Here is a 17,145-nt window from a genome sequence, read left to right as displayed (position 1 = left end):
ATGCGTCCGGTGATGCCGTGCATGATGATGCCGATCGGCCTTGTCGCCATTGTGTCATTCCTCCCGTAAATAACTATATAGTTACATAACTGACACGCCAACTCACCACTGTCAACGCCATTCAGCGCAGCCAAACAGAAGCATGTATCCAGGATTGCTGAGCACTTGCGAAAAAACGCCAGGCTGCGTCGATATCCGCGTGTCCAGCAGCGAATACTAATCAATTCGCCGCCCATTTCGCGCCACTTGACAGTCTTTTGGAGCTTATGCATTCTAGTAACTGATCGGTTACATCATTCTCCAGATTTGATGTTGCGCCTTCTGGAAAAGCTGCGAGCCGATCGGATGCTTTGGAGGAAGCATGGATGGAGACGACGGCCAAAACAGGCGTGCGCGAGAAAACAAACCTTAAGCCGCGTCTTGATATGCGCGACATTTCAAAGCGTTTTGGCGCGGTTACCGTGCTTGACGGCATCTCGTTGAGCTGCCGGGCCGGCGAAGTGCTTGCGGTCTGCGGTGAGAATGGCGCAGGCAAATCCACATTGATGAAAATCCTCGCGGGCTTCTACCGACCGGATGGGGGCGAAATCCACATAGACGGCAAGCCCGTACACCTCAGGCACCCGCTCGACAGCCAGCGCGAAGGCGTCGCGATCATTCACCAGGAGCTTAGCCTTCTGCCGCATCGCACTGTTGCGCAGAACATCTTCCTCGGGCGTGAACCGACGCGCTTCGGCATCGTCGACCACAAACGCATGCGCCAGGCAGCCCTCGCCGCGCTTGCGCGCCTGCAATCAAACATCGACCCGGATGTCCGCGCCGGCGCGCTGCCGATTGCCGATCAGCAGGTGGTGGAAATCGCCAAGGCGTTGACGCTCGACGCGCGCATCCTAGTTTTCGATGAACCCACCGCCGCTCTCGACAATGCCGAAGCGGCAAAGCTCTTCCAGCTGATCGAAGAGTTGCGGCGTAATGGCGCGTCCATTCTCTACATCTCGCACCGGATGGGTGAGGTCTTCGCGCTCGCCGATCGCATCTGTGTCATCAAGGATGGGCGGCTCGTCGGCGATCTGCCGAGAAACGAGACGGATTCCGACGCCGTCGTCCGCCTCATGGTTGGCCGCGAGATCGGCGCACTTTTCCCCACGCGCTCCGGCGCTGAAGCCGGCGAACAGGTTTTCTCGGTCAAAGCCGGGCGAAACCGGCATCTGCGCGACGTAACACTGACCCTGAAATCCGGCGAAATCGTCGGCGTAGCCGGTCTTGAAGGTTCGGGTAAAACGGCTCTTGCCCGCGCAATCACCGGTGACGAGCCGTTCGATGCCGGAACGATCGAGGTCTGGGACGGCAAGGGCGCGGCATCCAGTCCTCGCGAAGCGGTTCGCCGGAAGATTGCCTATGTTCCCGACGATCGCAAAAGCGAAGGTCTCGGGCTTCGCCAGTCCTTACGGGAAAATGCGGCTTTGACCCGGCGCGCATTGTCGCCGTCGCTGTCGCTGGTCTCCCATGGCGGTTGCGCCGCCCCGTTGCTTGATCAGCTGTTACGCCAGCTCGACGTCAGGGCAGCCAATCACACCATGCCCGTCGGAGCCCTGTCGGGCGGCAACCAGCAGAAGGTGGTGGTGGCCCGCTGGCTTGCCGTCAATCCACGGCTCTGGGTGCTCTGCGAACCCACTCGTGGCGTCGATGTCGGCGCCAAATCCACCATCTATTCGATTTTGCGATCCTTCGCTGACGCCGGCGGCAGCGTCTTGGTCGTCAGCTCCGATCTTGCGGAAGTCATCGGCCTCAGCGACCGCATTCTGGTGATGAGCGAAGGGCGGATCGCCGCGGAATGTCCGGCCGGAGCCAGCGAGGAAGACATTATGAAGCATGCGGTCCTTTCACATCAGGCGAGAGCCGCATCATGAGCGATGTATCAATCGGACGCGATCGGATCGCGAAAGGCAAGATGCGGGAGGCGGCGCTCCCGCTTGTCCTGGTCGTCGGATCGGCCCTTGCCTATGCCATCGTCGCATTGATTACTGGCCAGATCGCCCAGCTGAATTGGGACGGCGTTGCGGGCCTGCTGCAGCGCATGGTGGCGCTGGGTGTCGTCGCGATCGGCCAGACCTTCGTCATTCTCGTCGGTTCGATCGACCTTTCGGTGGCGCATCTCATCAGCCTCGGAGCGATCATCGCGACCTTCGTCATGCAGGGCGACCCCGGATTGATCTGGCTCGGCATCCTCGCCGCAATGCTGGCGGGCATTCTCGTAGGCGCCATCAACGGGCTCCTGGTGACGCTGATGAAGGTCAACCCACTGATTGCAACCCTCGGCGTCGGCATGATCCTTCAAGGCATTCTGGCGACCACTTACGGAACGATGCAGGCAAACGCGCCTACCGACTACCGAACGTTGGCCTATGGTTCCCTCGGCGAGGTTCCCTATGCTCTGCTGCTTCTGGCGGCAATCGGCATGATCGCAGCCTTCGTTCTTCGTCGCACCATCGCCGGTGCCCGCGTTTATAGTGTCGGCGGCAATCCCATCAGCGCTCGCCTTGCCGGCATTCGCACGGACCGTGTGGTGCTTGCGGCTCACGTCGTTTCGGGCGCATGTGCCGCCGTTGCCGGCCTTTATCTGGCAAGCAGGCTTGGAACTGCCAACCCCTGGCTCGGCCGTAACGGCGGCTACGACCTCGACTCGATCGCGGTCGTCGTCATCGGCGGCACGCTGCTTGCCGGCGGCAAGGGCGGCGTCGGCGGCACACTTGCCGGCGTCTTCCTCTTTGCCACCATCGATGCCGTCTTCAACATGTTGCAGATCGATCCGTTCCTTGGGCAGGTTCTGCGCGGCGCCGTCGTCGTGCTCGCCGTCGCCTATCACAGCGTCAGGCAGAAAGGGCACATTGCATGATGTCGTCCCGCGTTGCCCGGCTCAACATTCCACAGGGGCGGTTTCCCATGCTGGCGTCCATACGGCGGGTCAACCCCGCTCTGATCATGCTTCTCGTTCTGCTGGTGGGGATCGCGATTCTCAGCCCGCTCTACCGCACCCCGGCAGGCATGATGAGCCTGCTGCAGCGCGCGGCCCCCCTGGTCATTCTCACCTGCGGCCAGGCTTTCGTGCTGATCTCCGGTGGCTTCGATCTTGCCCAGGGATCACTCGTGACGCTCGTCGTGATCGCCTGTGCAATAATTACCGGCGGTGACGCCGCACTGACGGCGGAGGCAATCGGCATTGCCGTCGCACTTGGCTTTTTCGTTGGCGCGGTCAACGGCTTCGTCGTGTCCTACCTCAAGGTTCCGTCTATCATCGCCACGCTTGGCGCGCTTCTTTCGGTCAAAGGCGCGGCGATGATGTGGTCCGGCGGTGCGCCGCAGGGCTATCTGCCCGATAATCTGCGCATGTTCGGCCGCCTGGTCATTCGGCCCGTGCCGATCGTTGGCGGGCTGCCTGTGGCCGTCATCGTCCTCATCGTCGTTCTAGCCGTGCTCGCCTTCCTGCTGCACGCCACGCAATACGGCAAACTGCTGACGATGGTCGGTGACAACCCGCGTGCGGCCGAACTTGCCGGCGCGCCGGTGCGGCCGATCCGGTTTGCCGCATTCGTGATCTCATCACTGTCGGCGGTTATCGCCGGCATTCTGCTCGGCGGATTTTCAGGTGTTTCGGTCGATGTCGGCACCGGCCTCGAGTTGCAGGGAACATCTGCAGCCGTCATCGGCGGCATCGTTCTCCTTGGCGGCCGCGGCAGCATTTTCGGCGCCGCCGTCGGCGCGCTTTCACTCTACGCGCTGTTCACACTGCTCAACCTCATCGGCTTTCCCGAGCCGATGCGCGTGGCGGTGCAGGGCATCATTTTGATCGTCGCGGCCGCGATCACCTCGCGACGGCAAATGGCGAATTGAGAATTGCGCCTCCTTGGGAAGAGGCGTGGTACCGGCTTTGCGCCGGTTCAACATTGGGAGGATAAAATGAGAGCATTCAACGCGACGAAACCTTTTTCCATCGGCATAAGCCTGTGCCTGCTGTCGACATCGGTGGCACTTTATGCCCCGCAAGCCAAGGCGGATGATGCCTTCACGACCGAACAGGCGCTGCTGAAAGCAACGCCGACCGGCCCGGCAGACAAGCCATGGGAGCAATATATCGGCGGCGGTCTGGTCGATACGTCCAAATACAAGAAGGCCGGCCCGCACAAGCTTTGCTTTTCCAACGCCAGCGTCAGCAATCCCTGGCGTGTCGTCGGCTGGAAGGTGATGCAAGCGGAAGCTGACGCTGAAAAAAGCTCGGTCGCCTCGCTGCAATATGCCGACGCCAAGGACAGCGATGACAAACAGATTTCCGACATTCGCGCCTTCATCAACAGCGGCCAGTGCGATGCGCTGATCGTATCCCCGACCACATCGAACGCTCTGACGCCGGTGGTCGAAGAAGCTTGCAAGACCATGCCGGTCGTCGTTTTTGACCGCAGTGTCAACACGAGCTGCCCCGTCACCTCGATCAGCAGCATCGGCGGCAACGCATGGGGCATAGCTGGCGCGCAATACATCGCCGATAACATGCCGAAGGGCGGCAAGGTATTGATGCTGCGCACTGCGCCCGGTGTCGACCTGTTCGAAACCCGCTCGGATGCCGCCATGCGCATCTTCAAGGCCGCCGGTATCACGCCAGTCGGCAGCGAATTCACCGGCGGCGACAACGCCAAGACCAAGGCGGTCGTGTCTGACTATCTCAGCCGCCTTGGCCAGCTCGATGCGGTCTGGGTCGACCTCGGCGCCATGTCAGTCGCCGTGGCGGAAGCCTTCGAGGATGCCAGCCAGCCTTATCCGATCATCACCGGTGAAGACCAGGAAGACTATCTGCAGAAGTGGAAGAATACCGGCTTCAAGGGCATTGCCCCGACCTATCCGGCCTATCAGTGGCGCACCGCACTGCAGGCAGCCGTAAAGATCCTCGATGGCAAGCAGGTTCCCGGACCGAAATGGGTGCTGCCGCAACCCGTTATCACCAACGAGAACCTCGATCACTATGTGAACCTGAAAATGCCGCCGCTGCATTATGCGCTGTGCGGTTGCGAAGACTTGCCGGGCTATCCGGAGCGGTTCGGCGGTAAGCCCTGATCCCCTCCATGCACTGACCACACAACGACCTTTATGCCGATAGTGATAGGACGCATTTCATGATCGATTATCTTATTCTCGGTGGCGGCAGCGCTGGCTGCGTTCTGGCTGCCCGCCTTTCTGAAAATCCAAGCGTACAGGTCGTTCTCATCGAAGCCGGTCGCAATATTGCGGCCGGCAGCCTTCCTGACAATATCCGCAGCCGCTATCCCGGACGCGCCTATATCGACGAAGGAAACATCTGGGCGGATCTCAAGGCCTATATCGGCGCGCCGAAGGGTGAGACTGCCGGCCGAAGCCCACGCCGATATGAGCAGGGCCGCGTGCTTGGTGGCGGCTCTGCCGTCAACGCCATGGTTGCCAATCGCGGGGCCCCCGGCGACTATGACGAATGGGGTGCCGAAGGCGCCAAAGGGTGGTCCTGGGAAACCGCCCTGCCCTACTTCCGCAAGCTGGAACACGATTTCGATTTCAACGACGACTATCATGGGCAGGATGGCCCCATTCCGATCCGCCGCATCAAGCCGGACAGGATGTCGCCTTTTGTCAAGAACGTCATCGACACTATGGCCGCTCGCGGCCATCAGCGCCGACCGGATCAGAACGGCGAATGGAAAGACGGGATTTATGTCGGCGCCATCGCCGTCAGCGACAAGGGCGAGCGCGTGCCCACCTCCGTCGCCTACCTGTCTCCGGACGTGAGGGCGCGGCCAAACCTGCGCATTCTGACCGACCGTTTTGCCGACAAACTGCTGCTGGAAGCCGGGCGCGTGACCGGTGCGGTCATCTCTGATGCTCGTGACCGTTCACGGACGGAGACCTTCACGGCCAACGAGACCATCGTCAGCTGCGGCGCCATTCATACGCCGGCACTATTGATGCGCAGCGGCATCGGCCCGGCCGAGCAGTTGAACAAGCTCGGCATCGCCGTCGCCTTCGACAAGGCCGGAATCGGCCGCAATCTGATGGAACATCCCTCGACGGCCGTCTCCACTTATCTGCCGCCGCAATCGCGGTTGCGGGATCTGGACGAGCATCACGATCACGCCATCCTTCGCTTCTCGTCGGGCCTCGGCAACGCGCCCGAGGGAGACATGCACGCCGCCATCATCGCGCGATCGGGCTGGCACAGCGTCGGCCAGCGGGTCGGCACGTTGTTCATCTGGGTCAACAAGGCCTATTCGCGCGGATACGTTCAGTTGAAAAGCACCGATGCACGCGAGGAGCCACTTGTTGATTTTCGCATGCTCTCCGACGAACGCGACCTGGAGCGGCTGAAATCAGCCTTCCGTCTCGGTGCCGAAACATTGCTCGACAAGCGCTTGGACGGCCATCGCGGAACGGTATTTCCCACCAGCTATTCGCCGCGTGTCGCAAAGCTCGCAGGACCTGGCATGGCCAATCAAATCCAACGCGGCTTGTTCGGCGCAATGCTCGACCATTCCTACGCGCTACGCCCTTGGCTTATCCACTCGGTGGTGACGCTCGGCATCAAGATGACGGATCTGCTTGCCGACGACAAAGCCTTGACCGCGTTCGTCAGCGGCGCTGTCGGCGGTGTCTGGCATGCCTCGGGAACCTGCAAGATGGGCGCGGAGAGCGATCCCTCGGCCGTCACCAACGGCAGCGGCGAAGTCTATGGCGTTGCCGGTCTGCGCATCTGCGACGCCTCACTGATGCCGACCATCCCGCGCGCCAACACGAATACGCCTGTTATCATGATGGCGGAGAAAATTGCCGACGATATCAAGGCTGCGCGGCAGAATGCCTCCTCGCCGTCTGCCTGATAGGGATAGGGCAATTCCAGGAAAGGCGTCTGGCGGCTTCCTTCCGGAATTGCCGGAAGCAAAGACATAAGCGGTTCGAAGTTTCCGTGAAAACTGAGCCGCTTTCACATCATCACGCGTCGATAAGACCATCCGGCGATCAAGCCGGATGACGGGATGCCGAGACCTGCTGCAGGGCAAAAAGAACGATCAACAACACGCCGAGCAAGCCACCCGCCAGGGCGGAAGTCGACCATCCACCCCACTGATAGGTCACCGTCCCGAGCAATGAACCCAAAGCGCCGCCAGCGAATGTCACGGTCATGTACAGCGCATTGATACGGCCGCGATTTTCTTGCCCGGCGGCGGAAAAAATGATGCGCTGGCTGACCACCTGATTGCCCTGCACACCGGCGTCGAGAAGGAAGGCGAGGATTGCAAGGCCAACCACGCTCGATATCGCCGCTGCCCAACCCGTTGCCAGGAAGCCGACACCGACCAGCAGCATCGAGCCCAAGGTCACCATTTTCGAATGGCCGCGATCGGCAAGCCGCCCGGCAAGCGGGGCCGCCAGGGCGCCGCCGGCACCGGCAAGCGCGAAGAACCCGATAGCGCGTTGGCTGAGGCCCAGCTGTTCCGCAAGCATAAGGGGCGCCGCCGTCCAGAACATGTTGAAGGCCGCAAACATCAAGAATTGAAAGGCAGCTCGCCAGCGCAGCGCCGGTATCGTCAACCACAGACCCGCCATTGAGCCAAGGATCTGGCTATATTTCATCCGACCCTTGGCGGCATGTTTCGGCATCATGCGCACCAATGCGACGAGGATCAGCACCATCAGCACAGCCGAGCCCCAGAAGACGGCACGCCAGCCAAGACTTGCGGCAATGAAGAGCGACGCGGGTCGGGCCAGCATAATGCCCGTCAGCAAGCCAGCCATGATGTTGCCGACGGTACGGCCACGGCGCTCGGGTGGCACCAGATGCGAAACGAAGGGGATCAGCACCTGCGCGCCCGTCGAGCAGACACCGACCACGAAGGATGCAATTAAGAAGGGGACGGCAACCGTTGATACGGCTGCTGCAATCAAAGCCACGATGGTGAGCGACAGCGTCGTCAGCACCAGCCGCCTGTTCTCAACAATATCGGCGAGCGATACCAACAGAAAAAGACCGGCGCCATAACCGATCTGCGTGATGCTGGTGATCGAGCCCGCCATGCGGTCGCTGATGCCGAGTTCGGCACCGATGGAGGCGACCAGCGGCTGCGCATAGTAAAGATTGGCGACAAGCGCGCCCGTGGCGATGGCAACGAGTGTGACGAAGGCGCGCGGAGGCTCCTGATCGACACTTGCGGTCGCTGACGATCCGTTATGTTGCATGATGATCTCCGAAGTCGGCACCGACATGAGCATGATCCCGAAGAAATGCGAAGCGCTTTCGGGCTGTTGTCGGCATAAGCGCACGACTTAAAAGGGAAAGTCACGTCAATGTGACGCAGTTCAGGGAACGATGCCCATCGTAACACCGCCAGCCACGAGCAACGCAACCCCTGCCATGACCGAAACGTGCTTTTTCCATGGTAAAATCGCTGCCGCCAGCATCCACGCGGTGAGGAAGGCCATCCAGCCGACATTCATGACACCACCGGCAAATTGCAGGCAAATCATGCCGACACAGCAACCCGAACAGGCCCGGCCATGGCGAACCCCATCCATGAGAGACACTCTCGGGCCAATGCAGCGGCCAGCACCGACACAAGGCAATTTCGGCGCGGGCTTGAACGGCAGGAGCTGATAAAAGCCCGCCGCCACAAGCAGAAAACCGCTCGATACAGGAATAAGAAGGGCTGCTCCGCGCGTCAGGAGATTCGCGGACTCAAGAGACCATTGCGCCAGTGCCGCGCCAATGCCGCCGACCAACAGAAAGAGAAGATATCCGGCGGTAAAGACTCCCGCCCTTGCATAGGTCCTTGCGTCGCCTCGATGATCCCAAGACGCCTGCACGATTGCAAGGGTCGCACCGGGAAGCATCATGGCAGGCGTCATTACGACCCACATGACAAGGAGACTGATGGCTCTGTCCACGCTCCAGGCAGGAATAGTCGAACCGATACCGCCGCCGGCGCAAATGACGTCACCCGCGATCGGCATGATCGACACGAGAAGCCACCAGCATGCCGCGCTCGCAAGCGCGATCCCGAGAAGGATCGTCTGCATCTGCGCATCGCGAAGCATGATCGTTGAACTCATCTCAAGCTCTGCCTGACCGTTGATCGGAGCACATGGCGGCCTCGACCTGCGAAGCCGCCATGTGAGCTGCTGCCTTTTTTGAGGAGATCAGCAGCAGCATCCTTTCGAAGCATCGCCCGCAAGAACGCTTGCCTTGTTGATCGTATCCGGCAGGTTGTTCGATGGGTTCATCTCGAAGAACCCGACCGGCGCCAGCGAGAAGCCACAGGAAATGCAGGGCTGCACCGGGAAGTCCTCAGGTCGCACGACATGGTGCAGACCGAAGGAATGCCAGAGCACGATGTCGGTATTTTCGACCGGGCGATCCTGCTTGACGATCTCGGCCAGCCCATCCAAACCGTCGGAGTTCGCCACGAATTCGCCGGCCGGATAACGCTCGTTTTCATTGAACGGCGTGACCCAGATATGGTTGCGGATGAAATTCGAGCGCGTGCCGGAGGCGCCGTCATCCTGAATCATCGGCGTCACGCAATTCGGCGCATGCAGCTTGTATCCGACCGGCTTGCCGACATGATTGAGCTTGTTGGGGTTGACCACCTTCCAGCTGCGATGCGTCGAAAGGTCTGCCCTGCGCGCGGCGGCAAGCTCCGTCTTGAGCACGGTATCCTCGGCATAAAAAGCATTGCCGTAAGGATTCGTGCCGCTCGTCGGCTCCATGTAGGAATTGGTCTCGACAACACTGTTGCCCGAACCATCGACTGCCATATCCAGGCGCGCGCAGAAAATATGCTGATGGATCGGCGCACCAAGACCCGGCTGGATCTCGACCGAGTATTTATCGGGCTGGCCCGGATGGCATGCATTGGTATTGACGATGCCGGTCGCCTTCATTTCGAATTCGATTTCACCGGCCTGGTCCAGATACCAATACTGCGCATATTCGTAGTTGCCGACCGTGCAGATGGAGGAGATGACCAGCTTCCGGCCCCGCTTCAAAACAGTGCGGCCGGTGCGGAAATCCCAATGCTTCCAAAGGATGCCCGTATCCTCTTCATGGATGCAGACTGCTTTCTCGATGGTCACCGCTTCACCCTTGATGCCATTCACATGCGCATCGAGATAGTGGATCGTACCGAGGCAATCGCAACCGAGCTTCAGGGAATTGGTCAGCTTGCCGAAGCCATATTCGCCGACATCGAAGATGTTCTGGCGGGCATGGCCGAAGAGCGGCGAACCGTAGGGTACGACGAGTTCGGCAATCGCAGCCCGGCGAACGACCGAGCGGCCGTCATAACGGATATCATGCAGCACAAGGCCTTCGCGTGGCGTAAAGCCGATTGCCAGTGTCCATTTGTCCCAGGAAATCGCATGGCCATCGATGGTGAAGCTCACGCCTTCCGGCTGAACAACATCGAGCGTTTTCAACGGAGCCGGGGGGGCTGGGAGAAACTCCGGGTCGTAATCGTAGCGCGTCATCGGGATCGGTGGATGATCGGGATGATCGTCAACGCGCAAGACCTCGCCGGTCTTCACATCGATGACGGCATTCAGGCCCTCGATCGGATGCGCATAATAGTTTCCGAATTCATGAACGCGCAGCCACGAGAAGGTGTGCGAGATCAGGCGCCCTTCTTCATCCTTGTGGCCGAAATTGCCGCCCGACCAAGAATCGACGATGACGCCGGTCATGTCCTCGATGCCACGCTTGCGGCAGGCTTCGATGAAGCGCGGGTCATTTTTGACGTTAACCTCGACGCTCAGCATCTGTTCGACCATGAAGCCGGCGCGCGCCGTTGGGAAATGCTTGTGGCCGGTAATCGATCTATCGGCGAGGGACACGATCAGCTGCCAGACGCCCGGCTTGTCGAGATGATTGACGTTGACGCGCGCCTCGCGCGGCAGCGACTTGCCTTCGAGATGCGCGCGATATTCGGCGGGCGTGGGTTCGCGAAGATCGATGTTCTCGAAGAGCGCTTCTTGCCCCAGTTCAGGGTCCGCGTTGATGACTTCGGCAACGACGCGGATCTCATCCGCAGTCAGCGGCGAAAGCGCCTGCAGATAGCTTGGCGGCGGCGGTGCCGCGGCGCCCGCTTGCATCGAGGCGGCGTGGACGGTCTGGTTCATGGTTGTGTTCCCTATTCTGGTTCGACGGACAATCGGTTGGCGATCATCCGTCGAGGTCGGTCTTGGTCGACAGGCCGCCTCGCGCGGCCTGTGCGATGGTCGGTGTCACTGGCGCAGGTCGGTCCAGATCCGGTCATAGGCGCGCGTCGCCTTTTCCGGGCAGGAGGGCGCAAAGACGATCTTGAGGTCGGAGGGAGGGTTGAACTCCGGCGAATTGCCCACTTCCGGTGGCAGGTATTTGTTCGAGCCGGCGACTGCACTCTGATAGCCGGTCGACTTCTGCTGGAGAGCGATGTTTTCCGGGTCCATCAGGAAGTTCAGGAACTTCTTGGCGTTCTCCAGATCGGGCGCGCCCTTCGGCACGGCGACATTGTCCATCCAGCCGATAACGCCTTCCTTGGGGAAGACGTATTTGATCGTCGACTTCTGCTGGCGTGCAGCGAGCGCCTTGCCGGACCATTGTTCGTGCATGACGGTTTCACCGGAGACCTGGCGCTCCGTCGTCCCATCCGAATTATAGACCTTCACGAAGGGCTTCTGCGCCTGAAGCAAGGCGTTCAGCTTCTTCAGATCAGCGGGATTGGAATTGCACTGGTCCTTGCCCATGTAGAGCAGCGCCAGCGACATGACCTCGCTTGGCGAACCGAACATACCGATCTTGCCCTTGAGATCGTCCGAGGGCTCGAACAAGGCCTTCAGGCTGTCGGTCGGCCCCTTGTAGATGGCGGTATCGACAGAATAGGAGGTGGTGCCCCATACCCACGGAACGGAGTATTTCGCGTCCGCATCCCACGGTCGCTTCTGCCATTTCGGATCGAGATTCTTGAAGTTCGGCATGGACGCGACACCGACATCCTGCAGAAGGCCCTGATTGACGAAAATCGGCACGAAGTCGTTGCTGATGATCATCACGTCATAGCCGGATGCGCCCGAGCTGATCTTGGCGAGTGCGGTCTCGTTGGAATCATAGGTGTCGATCGTCACCTTGATGCCGGTTTCCGCCTCGAATTTCTTGACCATCTCGTCCGAGGTGTAGTCGGTCCAATTGTAGATATGCAGGACGCCGGCATCGGCGAAAGCCGCATGCGGCACAGCGCAGGCAGCACTCGCGAGTAGGCTGGCACTCAAAAGCATTTTATTCATTTTGGTCATGGTTCCCTCTCTGTTATTTTTGCCTAGAGATTATTGTTCTGCCTTCTGACTTCGTCGTCCGATGAGCAGCGATGCCGTGACGAAGACCAGAGAAACCGCAAGCAGGATGGTGGAGATGGCATTGACCTCCGGCGTGACGCCGAGCCGCATCATGCCGTAGACATAGACGGGCAGCGTCGTGGAGCCGGCTCCGGACACCATCAGGCTGATCAAGAAATCGTCGAGCGACACGACGAAGGCCATCAACGCTCCCGCCGAAATCGCCGGCATCAGCAGCGGCAGCGTGACGCGCCGGAAAAGCTGCCATTCGCTGGCGTAGAGATCGCGTGCCGCCTCTTCGAGCGCGCCGCCCATATCACGCAGCCGAGCCTGAACCGGCAGCAACGCAAACGGAATACAGAAGACGGTATGAGCGATAATGAGGTTGACCAGACCATTATGCATGCCGACCATCGAGAAAAAGATCAGCGTCATGATCGCCACGATGATCTCCGGCACGATCAGCGGCAACGCAATCATCGCGGTGACTGTCGCGCGGCCGAACCGCAGCTTGCCGCGCTCGAGTGCGAGCGCGCCGGCCGTTGCAATCACCGTTGAGGCGATGGTTGCGGCAATGGCGATAATGATGCTGTTGACGGCGGCGCGGCGAATATCGGCGTTGGCGGCAACATCGGCAAACCAATGCAGGCTGAAGCCGCTCCAGACCGTCACCAGCTGATTGGCGTTGAACGAATAGATCACCAGGATCAGCAGCGGCGCGTAGAAAAACAGCATGATGATTGCGGTGAACGTCGATAGCCCCGGCGTATGGCGCCAATCGAAAGGTCTCGCGGCTTTCATGAGCGGCCCTCCTCCGGAACCTTGCGGGCACGCGCAAGAAAAATCAGCAGAACACCGACCGTCACGACGATCGACAGTGCCGCACCGAATGGCCAGTTTCGCGACGTCGTGAACTGCATCTGCACGAGGCTTCCGATCAGCAGTTTCTTGCCTCCGCCAAGCAGGTCCGGCGCGAGGAATGAACCAAGTGCAGGTGCAAAGACAATGCTTGCACCCACCAGTGCACCCGGCTTCGCCAGAGGCCAGATAACGCGGCGGAAAACCGCGTAGCGATTGGCATAGAGGTCGTAGGCCACCTCGATCAATCGTGGATCGATCCGTTCCAACGTCGAGTAGACAGGCAGGATCATGAACGGAAGAAAGGTATAGACCAGTCCCAGCAGGATCGAGCCGTCGTTATAAAGGAGCGGCAATGGGCCGTTAATCACACCCAGCGACTTCAGGAAACCATTCGCCAGCCCTTCATCGCGCAGGATGAGCACCCAGCAATAGGTGCGGATCAGCGTATTGATCCAGAACGGCAGCGTCACGAAGAACAGAAGAATGCGCCGCCGCTCCGGCGACTGGCACACGATGAACCAGGCTACCGGCAGACCGAGCGCCAGACAGAGGATTGTCGTCGCAGCAGCGAGATAGATGGAGCGCAGGATGATGATCACATAGCTCCACGAGAAGATGAGACTGTCGTCGAAGTCCCGCTGGAACAGAAACTGCACATAGGCGTCGAAGGTCAGCGGCATGGTGACGCCGCCGTAGGGATTGGCGGTCATGAACGAATAGACGATGGCAATGATCAGCGGCAGCACCATGAAGACGCCAATGACCAGGAAAGCCGGGGCAATGAGAGCCAGAGTGCGATTTTCATTCATAAGTGCACCCCCTCAATTCGGCAGGTGGCGTTCGACGCCACTCGGCCAATCGACGACCACGGCCTGGCCAGTGGTCAGCGACGGTTCGGCATCGCGGCAACGGCTGCGCAACTTGCTGCCGCCATCGAGCGTGACCTCGTAAAGCGTGTCGAGACCAAGGAAGGTGATCGAGGCAATCGTGCCCCGAGCACGCCCCTGTCCTGCATTGACGGCTGGCGAAACGGCGACGCGCTCCGGCCGGACCGCGATCATGATCGTCGGATCACGTCCGAGAACGGGACCTGGAATGACATTGGACTCGCCAATGAAATCGGCCACGAAGCGGCTTTCCGGATTGTCGTAGATTTCCCGCGGCTCGCCGACCTGCAACACGTTGCCCGCCGACATGACGGCGATCCGGTCCGACATTGCGAGCGCTTCTTCCTGGTCGTGCGTGACCAGAATGAACGTGATGCCGGTCTCGCGCTGTAGGCGCTTCAACTCCGATTGCATTTCCTTGCGAAGCTTCAGATCGAGCGCCGATAGCGGCTCGTCGAGCAGCAGCACCTTCGGACGTGGAGCAAGTGCCCGCGCAAGCGCCACACGCTGCTGCTGGCCGCCGGAGAGCTGTCGCGGACTGCGGGATGCATAGTTCTCAAGCCGCACCATGCCCAACGCTTCGCGCACCCGCAGTCCGATCTCGGCTTTCGGCACCTTGCGCATCTCCAGACCGAAGGCGACGTTCTCGGCAATCGTCATATGCGGGAACAGGGCATAGCTCTGGAAAACCGTGTTGACCGGACGCTTCTGCGGCGGCAACGACGCCGCGTCGATATCGCCGATACGGATTCTGCCGGTGGTTGGTGCCTCAAAGCCGCCAATCAGACGCAGCAAAGTCGTCTTTCCGCAGCCGGACGGGCCGAGCAACGTAAAGAACTCGTTGTCGCGAATGGAGAGATCCACCGTATTCAGGGCCGTGACGAGGCCGGTGGCCTTCGTGGAGAAGGATTTCGAGACCCCCTCGATGTCGATCATAGCCCGCACGTCTAAGCCCCTCATTTTTTCTTAAATAACTATTTGGTGAATAGCTAACAGCGGCGAAATTCTCCTGTCAAGCGGCATCGCCGACGCGAAATTCAAAAATTACCTGGATCATCGAGTACGGATTTTTCACGCGACATTGTTGCGTCTGGGCGCCGTTGCCCAAGCAGTTGAAATGACTTAGAAATAGTCATAAACTGCTGTTTTATATTAATAATATGCAGATAAGGCACAAGGCAATTCTCCCTCCGCTATCACACAAACGGAAGATCTGCATCGCAACAATTTCCCACCATCGCCGGTGGCTTGCCGGGACAACGCGGCAACACAATTCTGGTCAATATATAACTATATAGTTACATATATTTTTAGTTCGTACGACCTATGAGACACCTCCGCCCCCTCACGAAATTCGCATGCATGTCTTGTCGTGCTTGTCGTTGACGCAACCGCCGGCCCGCTAGCGGTTGCGCCGATATTTTCCGTCCTTGGAGATCCCCGCATCTCCTCAGCCGCTTCTTTGCCTGCTTGCCTGAAAAGACGCCGTCAATGGGCAGTCGCAGGCAATAACACAACACTTTTTAATTAAACGGTTTTTGAATATCTTGCAACAGAACTTCATGAGAGAACAAGCATGCCCCCTACAGATCGCGACGGCGCAATGCCGGGCACCAATCTCGCGCAAACCAGAGCCCTCAATCGACGCGCCGTCTTCGATGCGATCCGTCGCAACGGACCGATCACGCGCATGGAACTGGCCAATGAGATCGGCCTGACGGTGCAGGCCATTTCCAATATTGCCTCTGAGCTGGAAGTCGCCGGCCTGATCCGCCAGCAGGGCAAGCGTGTCGGGCAACGCGGGCAGCCGGCCGTCGAACTCTCGCTCGATCCGACTGGCGGCTACACGATCGGCCTCGACCTTGCCTATCGCCGCCTTTCCGGGGTGCTTGTCGACCTTACGGGAACCGTGATCGTCAGCGAGGCACATGATCTGGTCGATCGGGAGCCTCATGTGATCGCAAAGGCGCTGGGCGCACTGTCAAACAAGCTTCTGGAAAAGTCCGGGATTACACGAGACAAGGTTTGGGGGATTGGCTGCAGCGTGCCGGGCACTGTTGAAAACGGGACCTTCTGGTACGACAAGGTGCAGGAGGCCGACGAGTGGACGAAGTTTCCACTTGCAGCAACGCTGGAGGAAACCACAGGCGTGCGGGCTTTCGTCGAAAACGATGCGACAGTTGCAGCCATCGGCGAGCGCCTCTACGGCATTGGCCGCGTCGCCCGCAATTTCTTCTATCTCCATTTCAACCTCGGCGTCGGCGGCGGCCTCGTCATGGACGGTCATCATTACCGCGGCGCTTTTGGCGGCGCCGGTGAAATAGGTCACATGATCGTCAAGCCTGGCGGCCGGCTCTGCCCTTGCGGCAGCCGTGGCTGCCTGGAGCAATATGTCTCCTTCTATTCGGCCGCCGAAACCGTTTGCGGCCCGACCCGCACGCCCGATGAAGTGCCGATTGAGGAACTGGTTGCCTATTGCCGCGCCAACGACGCGCGATTGCTGGCCTGGCAGCAGGAGGCCGGCCAATATCTGCGCATAGCCATTCGCAATGTCGAGGCGATGTTCGACCCCGATACGATCGTCATCGGCGGCGGCCTGCCGAGCGAACTGCTGGATGGCATCATCGCCGCCGCCAATCCTCTATTGCCGACCATGACGCACCGCCATTCCAGCAGCCATCCACGCCTGATGCGTGCCGAACACGCAGCCGAGCTGCCGGCGCTCGGCGCCGCTGCACTGCCAATCGCCATCGTCATGCAGCCCAGTTCTTCCAGCGCCTCCTGGCGCGCCACCACAAGCAATAACTCCATGCCGACCAACGCGGCACTGACGGCACTGGGAATCGATTCGGCCTTGTCCTGAAAAGCCGGCGTTCAGCCGACTTATAATGAAACAGCGTTTCAATAATCGACAGCCAATTCCTTGCGTCAGCATTCGCGTCGAGGCGCGATGAAACAACCCCTGGATTAGTGCGCGCGCGAGTGTCAACTTGTTGGGCGCGGGCAGGAGGAGCCCGCGGGA

At 59.9% G+C, this 17,145-nt stretch carries 13 protein-coding genes; 6 read left to right on the top strand and 7 right to left on the bottom strand.

Going from position 1 to position 17,145, the window contains the following annotated elements; translation table 11 throughout:
- Positions 1-365: 365 nt before the first annotated feature.
- From HGP17_RS31485 to HGP17_RS31465, 5 genes are all read left to right on the top strand, one after another.
- The gene (locus HGP17_RS31485; RefSeq protein ID WP_168815566.1) at positions 366-1,910 is read left to right on the top strand and encodes a sugar ABC transporter ATP-binding protein; all 1,545 of its coding nucleotides are present in this window, start codon (positions 366-368) and stop codon (positions 1,908-1,910) included.
- Complete coding sequence (locus HGP17_RS31480; RefSeq protein ID WP_246704305.1) at positions 1,907-2,896, top strand: ABC transporter permease; 990 nt, start codon at positions 1,907-1,909, stop codon at positions 2,894-2,896. The genes HGP17_RS31485 and HGP17_RS31480 overlap by 4 nt, the downstream gene beginning before the upstream one ends.
- A complete protein-coding gene (locus tag HGP17_RS31475) occupies positions 2,893-3,891 on the top strand; it encodes an ABC transporter permease (protein ID WP_246704304.1) in 999 nt (332 codons plus the stop codon). Before HGP17_RS31480 ends, HGP17_RS31475 begins: the two co-directional genes overlap by 4 nt.
- Before the next feature lie 66 nt (positions 3,892-3,957).
- Entirely contained in the window at positions 3,958-5,106 is a 1,149-nt protein-coding gene (locus HGP17_RS31470; RefSeq protein WP_168815564.1) for an ABC transporter substrate-binding protein, read from the top strand.
- 59 nt (positions 5,107-5,165) lie between these two features.
- Positions 5,166-6,893, top strand: coding sequence for a GMC family oxidoreductase N-terminal domain-containing protein (locus HGP17_RS31465; RefSeq protein ID WP_168815562.1), 1,728 nt, complete (start codon positions 5,166-5,168; stop codon positions 6,891-6,893).
- A gap of 139 nt (positions 6,894-7,032) precedes the next feature.
- On the opposite strand, the gene HGP17_RS31460 is transcribed toward HGP17_RS31465, so the two are convergent.
- The 7 genes from HGP17_RS31460 to HGP17_RS31430 all read right to left on the bottom strand — a co-directional run bounded on the left by HGP17_RS31460 (position 7,033) and on the right by HGP17_RS31430 (position 15,059).
- Positions 7,033-8,250 carry an MFS transporter gene (locus tag HGP17_RS31460; RefSeq protein WP_168815560.1) on the bottom strand — a complete coding sequence of 406 codons (1,218 nt, stop codon included), beginning with the start codon at positions 8,248-8,250 and terminating at the stop codon, positions 7,033-7,035.
- Between the two features lie 120 nt (positions 8,251-8,370).
- Entirely contained in the window at positions 8,371-9,120 is a 750-nt protein-coding gene (locus tag HGP17_RS31455) for a DUF2182 domain-containing protein (protein WP_168815558.1), read from the bottom strand.
- 87 nt (positions 9,121-9,207) lie between these two features.
- The gene (locus HGP17_RS31450) at positions 9,208-11,184 is read right to left on the bottom strand and encodes a primary-amine oxidase (protein WP_246704303.1); all 1,977 of its coding nucleotides are present in this window, start codon (positions 11,182-11,184) and stop codon (positions 9,208-9,210) included.
- A 105-nt stretch (positions 11,185-11,289) separates the two neighbouring features.
- A complete protein-coding gene (locus tag HGP17_RS31445; protein ID WP_168815556.1) occupies positions 11,290-12,336 on the bottom strand; it encodes an extracellular solute-binding protein in 1,047 nt (348 codons plus the stop codon).
- A gap of 30 nt (positions 12,337-12,366) precedes the next feature.
- Complete coding sequence (locus HGP17_RS31440) at positions 12,367-13,176, bottom strand: ABC transporter permease (protein WP_168815554.1); 810 nt, start codon at positions 13,174-13,176, stop codon at positions 12,367-12,369.
- Positions 13,173-14,045 (bottom strand): ABC transporter permease, encoded by an 873-nt coding sequence (locus HGP17_RS31435; protein WP_168815552.1) that lies wholly within the window; start codon positions 14,043-14,045, stop codon positions 13,173-13,175. Before HGP17_RS31435 ends, HGP17_RS31440 begins: the two co-directional genes overlap by 4 nt.
- Before the next feature lie 12 nt (positions 14,046-14,057).
- Positions 14,058-15,059, bottom strand: coding sequence for an ABC transporter ATP-binding protein (locus tag HGP17_RS31430; RefSeq protein ID WP_168815584.1), 1,002 nt, complete (start codon positions 15,057-15,059; stop codon positions 14,058-14,060).
- 640 nt (positions 15,060-15,699) lie between these two features.
- Here HGP17_RS31430 and HGP17_RS31425 point away from each other — a divergent pair.
- Complete coding sequence (locus HGP17_RS31425; RefSeq protein ID WP_168815550.1) at positions 15,700-16,986, top strand: ROK family transcriptional regulator; 1,287 nt, start codon at positions 15,700-15,702, stop codon at positions 16,984-16,986.
- Positions 16,987-17,145 lie beyond the last annotated feature (159 nt).

Source organism: Rhizobium sp. P38BS-XIX (genome assembly GCF_012641435.1).
In the GTDB taxonomy this organism is placed as follows: domain Bacteria; phylum Pseudomonadota; class Alphaproteobacteria; order Rhizobiales; family Rhizobiaceae; genus Rhizobium.
Note: the sequence above shows the minus strand (reverse complement) of the source record. Positions and strands in the feature narration are given on the sequence as shown.

Excerpts from the sequence above, each read along its gene's own strand:
- HGP17_RS31485 (WP_168815566.1), top strand. The coding sequence starts at position 366 with ATGGAGACGACGGCCAAAACAGGCGTGCGCGAGAAAACAAACCTTAAG.
- HGP17_RS31480 (WP_246704305.1), top strand. The coding sequence starts at position 1,907 with ATGAGCGATGTATCAATCGGACGCGATCGGATCGCGAAAGGCAAGATG.
- HGP17_RS31475 (WP_246704304.1), top strand. The coding sequence starts at position 2,893 with ATGATGTCGTCCCGCGTTGCCCGGCTCAACATTCCACAGGGGCGGTTT.
- HGP17_RS31470 (WP_168815564.1), top strand. The coding sequence starts at position 3,958 with ATGAGAGCATTCAACGCGACGAAACCTTTTTCCATCGGCATAAGCCTG.
- HGP17_RS31465 (WP_168815562.1), top strand. The coding sequence starts at position 5,166 with ATGATCGATTATCTTATTCTCGGTGGCGGCAGCGCTGGCTGCGTTCTG.
- HGP17_RS31460 (WP_168815560.1), bottom strand. The coding sequence starts at position 8,250 with ATGCAACATAACGGATCGTCAGCGACCGCAAGTGTCGATCAGGAGCCT.
- HGP17_RS31455 (WP_168815558.1), bottom strand. The coding sequence starts at position 9,120 with ATGAGTTCAACGATCATGCTTCGCGATGCGCAGATGCAGACGATCCTT.
- HGP17_RS31450 (WP_246704303.1), bottom strand. The coding sequence starts at position 11,184 with ATGAACCAGACCGTCCACGCCGCCTCGATGCAAGCGGGCGCCGCGGCA.
- HGP17_RS31445 (WP_168815556.1), bottom strand. The coding sequence starts at position 12,336 with ATGACCAAAATGAATAAAATGCTTTTGAGTGCCAGCCTACTCGCGAGT.
- HGP17_RS31440 (WP_168815554.1), bottom strand. The coding sequence starts at position 13,176 with ATGAAAGCCGCGAGACCTTTCGATTGGCGCCATACGCCGGGGCTATCG.
- HGP17_RS31435 (WP_168815552.1), bottom strand. The coding sequence starts at position 14,045 with ATGAATGAAAATCGCACTCTGGCTCTCATTGCCCCGGCTTTCCTGGTC.
- HGP17_RS31430 (WP_168815584.1), bottom strand. The coding sequence starts at position 15,059 with ATGATCGACATCGAGGGGGTCTCGAAATCCTTCTCCACGAAGGCCACC.
- HGP17_RS31425 (WP_168815550.1), top strand. The coding sequence starts at position 15,700 with ATGCCCCCTACAGATCGCGACGGCGCAATGCCGGGCACCAATCTCGCG.